The 6,090-nt window shown below is 72.6% G+C and carries 5 protein-coding genes; all 5 read left to right on the top strand.

Annotated elements, in window-relative coordinates; translation table 11 throughout:
• Positions 1-939: MDR/zinc-dependent alcohol dehydrogenase-like family protein (locus tag D7X96_RS38490; protein ID WP_208647443.1), on the top strand; the 939-nt coding region annotated here is incomplete at its 5' end.
• On the top strand, positions 936-1,934 hold the full coding sequence (locus D7X96_RS38495) for a Gfo/Idh/MocA family protein (protein ID WP_121771966.1): 999 nt from the start codon (positions 936-938) through the stop codon (positions 1,932-1,934). The genes D7X96_RS38490 and D7X96_RS38495, both read left to right, overlap by 4 nt.
• Before the next feature lie 45 nt (positions 1,935-1,979).
• Positions 1,980-3,779 (top strand): ABC transporter ATP-binding protein, encoded by a 1,800-nt coding sequence (locus D7X96_RS38500; protein WP_244219871.1) that lies wholly within the window; start codon positions 1,980-1,982, stop codon positions 3,777-3,779.
• 161 nt (positions 3,780-3,940) lie between these two features.
• Entirely contained in the window at positions 3,941-5,062 is a 1,122-nt protein-coding gene (locus D7X96_RS38505) for an NAD-dependent epimerase/dehydratase family protein (RefSeq protein ID WP_120553070.1), read from the top strand.
• Positions 5,059-6,090, top strand: a 1,032-nt coding sequence (locus D7X96_RS38510; protein ID WP_121771967.1) for an NAD-dependent epimerase/dehydratase family protein, incomplete at its 3' end; no start/stop codon positions are given. The genes D7X96_RS38505 and D7X96_RS38510, both read left to right, overlap by 4 nt.

The raw sequence follows: 6,090 nt of genomic DNA on the forward strand, positions 1-6,090 counted from the left end.
GTGGTGGGTGGGCCTCGGGGCATCCGCGTGGAGCGCGTGGCCCGTCCTGAACCGGGCCCCGGCCAGGTCCGGGTGCGGATGGAGGGCTGCGGCGTCTGCGGCTCCAACCTCCCCGTGTGGGAGGGACGCGAGTGGTTCCGCTACCCCCTGCCTCCCGGCGCTCCGGGACATGAAGGCTGGGGCGTGGTGGATGCCCTGGGCCCGGGCGTCTCCAGCCTGAAACCCGGCGACCGCGTGGCCATGCTCTCCTCGGCCGCCTTCGCGGAGTTCGACCTCGCGGACGCCGCCTCCACGGTGGTGCTGCCTCCGTCACTCGCGGGCAGGCCCTTCCCCGGTGAACCCCTGGGCTGCGCGATGAACGTCTTCCGCCGCGCGGACATCCAACCGGGCCAGACCGTCGCCATCATCGGCATCGGCTTCCTGGGCGCGGTGGTGACGCGGCTTGTGGCCAACGCGGGCGCTCGCGTGCTCGCCATCGCCCGCAGGCCCTGGGCGCTGGAGCTGGCTCGCGGCCAGGGCGCCTCCGAGTGCATCCCCATGGATGACCACTCCCGCATCATCGAGCGCGTGAAGGCCCTGACCTCCGGGGACTTCTGCGACCGCGTCATCGAAGCCGTGGGCACGCAGTGGCCCCTGGACCTCGCGGGAGAGCTGACCCGCGTGCGCGGCAAGCTCGTCATCGCGGGCTACCACCAGGACGGGCCCCGGCAGGTGAACCTGCAGCTGTGGAACTGGCGCGGCCTGGACGTCATCAACGCCCACGAGCGCGACCCCCAGGCCTACGTCGAAGGCATGCGCCTGGCCGTGGACGCCGTCGCCTCCGGCCGCCTGGACCCGTTCCCGCTCTTCACCTCCTTCCCCATGGCGGAGATGGACCGCGCCTTCGAAGCCATGCGCACGCGCCCGGACGGCTTCCTCAAGGGGGTTGTCACCCCGTGAGCGCCTCCCTGGGAGCGAAACCCCGCGTCGGCTTCCTGGGCGTGGGCTGGATTGGCCGCCACCGCATGGAGGCCGTGGTGCGCTCGGAGCAGGTCCAGGTCGTGGGCCTCAGCGACCCCTCCGCCGACGCGGCCCGCGAGGCCCAGGCCCTGGCCCCCGGCGCGAAGTGCGTCGAGTCCCTGGACGCGTTGCTGGGACTGGGGCTCGACGGGCTGGTCATCGCCACGCCCAGCGCGGTGCACGCGGAGCAGTCCCTGCGCGCGCTGGAGCGGGGCGTGTCCGTGTTCTGCCAGAAGCCGCTGGGCCGCTCGGCTTCGGAGGTGCGCCGCGTGGTGGACGCGGCCCGCGCGAAGGACCGGCTCCTGGGCGTGGACCTGAGCTACCGCTTCACCTCCGGCATGCGGCAGCTGCGCGAGCGCATCCAGGCGGGCGCGCTGGGCCACGTCTACGCGGTGAACCTCCTGTTCCACAACGCGTACGGCCCGGACAAGGCCTGGTTCTACGACCCGAAGCAGGCGGGCGGCGGCTGCGTGATGGACCTGGGCATCCACCTGGTGGACCTGGCGCTGTGGACGCTCGGCTTCCCGGCGGTGGAGGCGGTGTCCTCCCGGCGCTTCGCGCAAGGCCGGCCGCTTGGCTCGCGCGAGGAGGGCGTGGAGGACTTCGCCGCCGCGCAGCTGCTGCTGGGCTCGGGCACGGCCGTGCAGCTCGCCTGCTCCTGGAAGCTGCCCGCCGGGTGTGACGCGGTCATCGAGGCGGCGTTCTATGGCACCCAGGGCGGCGCCGCGTTCCGCAACGTGGACGGCTCCTTCCACGACTTCACCGCGGACCTGTTCCACGGCACGAAGCGCGAGCGGCTGAGCACGCCCCCCGACGCCTGGGGCGGCCGGGCCGCCGTGGAGTGGGCCACCCGGCTGGCGGAGGGCGAGCGCTTCGACGCGGAGGCGGCGCGGCTCGTGGACGTGGCCACCACGCTGGACCGCCTGTACGCCTGAGCCTTCCGGGGAAGGGGCTGTGGAGGCGGCGCGTTCCACGCGCTCATGCAGAACGCTCCTGCCCCTCCCGCATCGCTGTCCCGCGCGATGACCTGGCTCAAGCCGCACCGGCGCGCGGTCGCCCTCATCCTCCTGCTGGTGCTCACCGGCTCCGCGCTGAGCGCGCTGGAGCCGCTGGTGCTCAAGCACATCTTCGACCAGCTGGGCGCGCAGGGGGCCGCCCGCGCGGTGCTCCTGGGCGTCGGAGGCCTGGTGCTCATGGGGCTGACGCGCGAGGCGCTCTCCTCCACGGCGAACTGGCTCACCTGGCGCACGCGCATCGGCGTGCACTATTCGCTCAACGAGGCCACCGTCACGCGCCTGCACTCGCTGCCCCTGAGCTTCCACCGCGAGGAGGGCGTGGGCGCCATCATGACCCGGCTGGACCGGGGCATGCAGGGCTTCGTGGGCGCCATCACGGAGCTGGCCTTCAACGTCGTGCCCGCCGCGGCCTACCTGCTGCTCTCCGTCATCATCATGCTGCGGCTGGACTGGCGGCTGGCGCTGGTGGCGCTCGCGTTCGCGCCCATCCCCGTGCTCATCGCGCGCAAGGCCGCGCCCGTGCAGACGCGGCGCGAGCAGACGCTGATGGACCGCTGGGCCAGCATCTACGCCCGCTTCAATGAAGTGCTCTCCGGCATCGTCACCGTGAAGAGCTGCGCCATGGAGGAGCGCGAAAAGCAGCGCTTCCTGCACGGCGTGCGCGAGGCCAACGCCGTCGTCGTCCGCGGCGTGGGCTACGACGCCGTGGTGAGCGGCGGCCAGAACGTCGCCGTGCTGGTGGCGCGCGTGGCGTCCATCGGCATGGGCGCCCTGCTGGTGCTCCGGGGCGACATCACCACCGGCACGCTGGTGGCGTTCCTGGGCTACATCGGCGGGCTGTTCGGTCCGGTGCAGGGGCTGAGCGGCGTGTACCGCACGCTGCGCACGGCGTCCGTGGCCATGCGCCAGGTGTTCTCCATCCTGGACGCGCAGGACCACCTGGGTGACGCCCCCGACGCGCGCGAGGTGACGGGGCTGAAGGGCGAGGTGGAGTTCTCCGGCATCCACTTCGCCTATCCCTCCAGCGCGGGCCCGGGCCGGCCGCTCCTGCGCGGCGTGGACCTGAAGGTGCATCCGGGGGAGACGATTGCCCTCGTGGGCCCCAGCGGCGCGGGCAAGACGACGCTGATGAGCCTGCTGTGCCGCTTCTACGACCCCGTCGAGGGCGTGGTGCGCATCGACGGACAGGACGTCCGCTCGCTCAAGCAGATGTCGCTGCGGCGCCACATTGGCGTGGTGCTCCAGGACAGCCTGCTCTTCAACGAGAGCGTGCGCGCGAACATCGCCTACGGCCGGCCGGAGGCGTCGCAGGCGGAGATTGAAGCCGCCGCCCGCGCCGCGCACGCGGACGTGTTCATCCAGCACCTGCCCCAGGGCTACGACACCGTGGTGGGAGAGAAGGGCAGCCGCCTGTCCGCCGGTGAGCGCCAGCGCATCGCCATCGCGCGGTCGCTGCTCAAGGACCCGCCCATCCTCGTGCTGGACGAACCCACCAGCGCGCTGGACGCGGAGAGCGAGTGGCTGGTGCAGGAGGCGCTGGGCCGCCTGATGAAGGGCCGCACCACGTTCGCCATCGCGCACCGGCTGTCCACCGTGGTGGACGCGGACCGCATCCTGGTGCTCCAGGACGGCCGCATCGTCGAACAGGGCCGGCACTCGGAGCTCATGCGTCACGACGGCTACTACGCGTCGCTCGTGCGCCGCCAGACGCGGGGGCTGCTGCCTGACCGCCCCGTGCCGTCCGCGCCGCCCTTGTCCGCCTGAGCGGGCCCGCCTCCACGGCAGCAGGGTGACGCCGCGTCCCGGCGCGCGCGCACCCAGGCAAGCCATCAGGGAGGGGTGATCCGGCCGGAGGGGTGGTTACCGTTTCATGCGGACAGGCCGAGGGTCGCGCGTGTGGACGCGGCCCGGGGGCGGGAGGGCGCATGGGCCGCAAACACATCCTCATCACCGGGGGCGCGGGTTTCATCGGCTCGCACCTGGCGGACGAGCTGCTCGCGCATGGCCACCGGGTGCGGGCGCTGGATGCGCTGGTGCCCCAGGTGCACGGCCCCGGTCGCGAGCGCCCGGACTACCTGGCTCCCGAAGTGGAGCTCCACGTCGGGGACGTGCGCGACCCGCAGGCCGTGCGCCAGGCCCTGGAGGGCGTGGACTCCGTCGTGCACCTGGCCGCCGCAGTGGGCGTGGGCCAGAGCATGTACGAGGTCGCCCACTACACGTCGGTGAACAACCAGGGCACCGCGGTGCTGCTCCAGGCCCTCATCGAGCACCCCGTGGAGCGGCTGGTGGTGGCCTCCAGCATGAGCGTCTATGGCGAGGGGCTGTGCCTGACGCCGGACGGGCGCACCGTGCCGGGGCCGGAGCGTTCCCTGTCGCAGTTGCAGGCGGGGGACTGGGAGCTTCGCGACGCGCGGGGCACGCGGCTGACGCCCGTGCCCACGCCGGAGGACAAGGCGCCCGCGCTGTCGTCCGTGTACGCGCTGTCGAAGTTCGACCAGGAGCGGCTGTGTCTGCTGGTGGGCCGCGCGTACCGCATCCCCACCGTGGCGCTGCGCTTCTTCAACGTCTACGGCCCCCGTCAGGCGCTCTCCAATCCATACACCGGCGTGCTGGCCATCTTCGCGTCGCGGCTGCTCAACGGGAACGCGCCGCTGCTCTTCGAGGACGGACTCCAGCAGCGCGACTTCGTCAACGTGCATGACGTGGCGCAGGCCTGCCGGCTGGCGCTCCAGGTGGAGGGCGCGGCCGGGCAGGTGCTCAACGTGGGCAGCGGCCGGGCCGTCACCGTGCGCGAGGTGGCGCGCGCGGTGGGCGAGGTGATGGGACTGTCCCGGATGAGGCCGGCGGTGACGGGGAAGTACCGCATGGGGGACATCCGCCACTGCTTCGCGGACATCACCCGCGCGCGCGAGGTGCTGGGGTACTCGCCCCGCGTCGGCTTCCAGGAGGGGCTGCTGGAGCTGTCGCGGTGGCTGGTGGGGCAGGTGGCCCAGGACCGGGCCGCGCAGGCGCGCGCGGAGCTGGATGCTCGGGGGCTCACGGTATGAGGCCCGGACGCGGAGCGGGGACGGTCGTCATCTTCGGGGGCGCGGGCTTCATCGGCTCCAACCTGGCGGACCACTGTCTCCAGGAGGGGCGCACGGTGCGCGTGTTCGACAACGTGTCGCGCCCGGGCGTGGAGCGGAACCTGCGCTGGCTGCGCGAGCGCCATGGCGAGCGCCTGCGCATCGACGTGGCGGACACGCGCGACCTGCTCGCGGTGCGTCGGGCCGTGATTGGCGCGAGCGAGGTGTTCCACTTCGCCGCGCAGGTGGCGGTGACGCACAGCCTCCAGTCTCCGCTCCACGACTTCGACGTCAACGCGCGCGGCACCCTGCACGTGCTGGAGGCGCTGCGGGAGATGCAGACGCCCGCGCCGCTGGTGTTCACCTCCACCAACAAGGTCTACGGCGGGCTGCCGGGACTGGAGCTCAAGGCCCGGGGGAAGCGCTACGCGCCAGTGGACGCGCACACGCTGGCGAACGGCATCAGCGAGGCGTGCCCGCTCGACTTCGAGAGCCCCTACGGGTGTTCCAAGGGGGCCGCGGACCAGTACGTGCGCGACTACGCGCGCAGCTTCGGCCTGCCGACGGTGGTGTTCCGGATGAGCTGCATCTACGGGCCCCGGCAGTTCGGAACGGAGGACCAGGGCTGGGTGGCGCACTTCCTCCTCCGGGCGCTGGAAGGTGAGCCGCTGACGCTCTACGGCGACGGCCTGCAGGTGCGCGACATCCTCTTCGTGGAGGACCTGGTGCGCGCCTTCCGGCTGGCCCAGCAGGCCATGCCCCGCATCCGGGGACGGGCCTTCAACATCGGCGGTGGGCCGGGGCAGACGGTGAGCCTGCTGGAACTCCTGGCGCTCATCCAGCGCCGCACCGGCCGGGCGCCGCGCGTCGGCTTCGAGGACTGGCGCACGGGGGATCAGCGCTACTACGTCTCCGACACGCGCGCCTTCACGCGGGCGACGGGCTGGATGCCCCGGGTGGGCGTGGAGCAGGGCGTGGCACGGCTGGGGGATTGGCTGGAGGAGCTGCGG

It is taken from the genome of Corallococcus interemptor, from assembly GCF_003668875.1.
Classification (GTDB): domain Bacteria; phylum Myxococcota; class Myxococcia; order Myxococcales; family Myxococcaceae; genus Corallococcus; species Corallococcus interemptor.

Coding starts and splice junctions, on each gene's coding strand:
- D7X96_RS38505 (WP_120553070.1), top strand. CDS start 3,941: ATGGGCCGCAAACACATCCTCATCACCGGGGGCGCGGGTTTCATCGGC.
- D7X96_RS38500 (WP_244219871.1), top strand. CDS start 1,980: ATGCAGAACGCTCCTGCCCCTCCCGCATCGCTGTCCCGCGCGATGACC.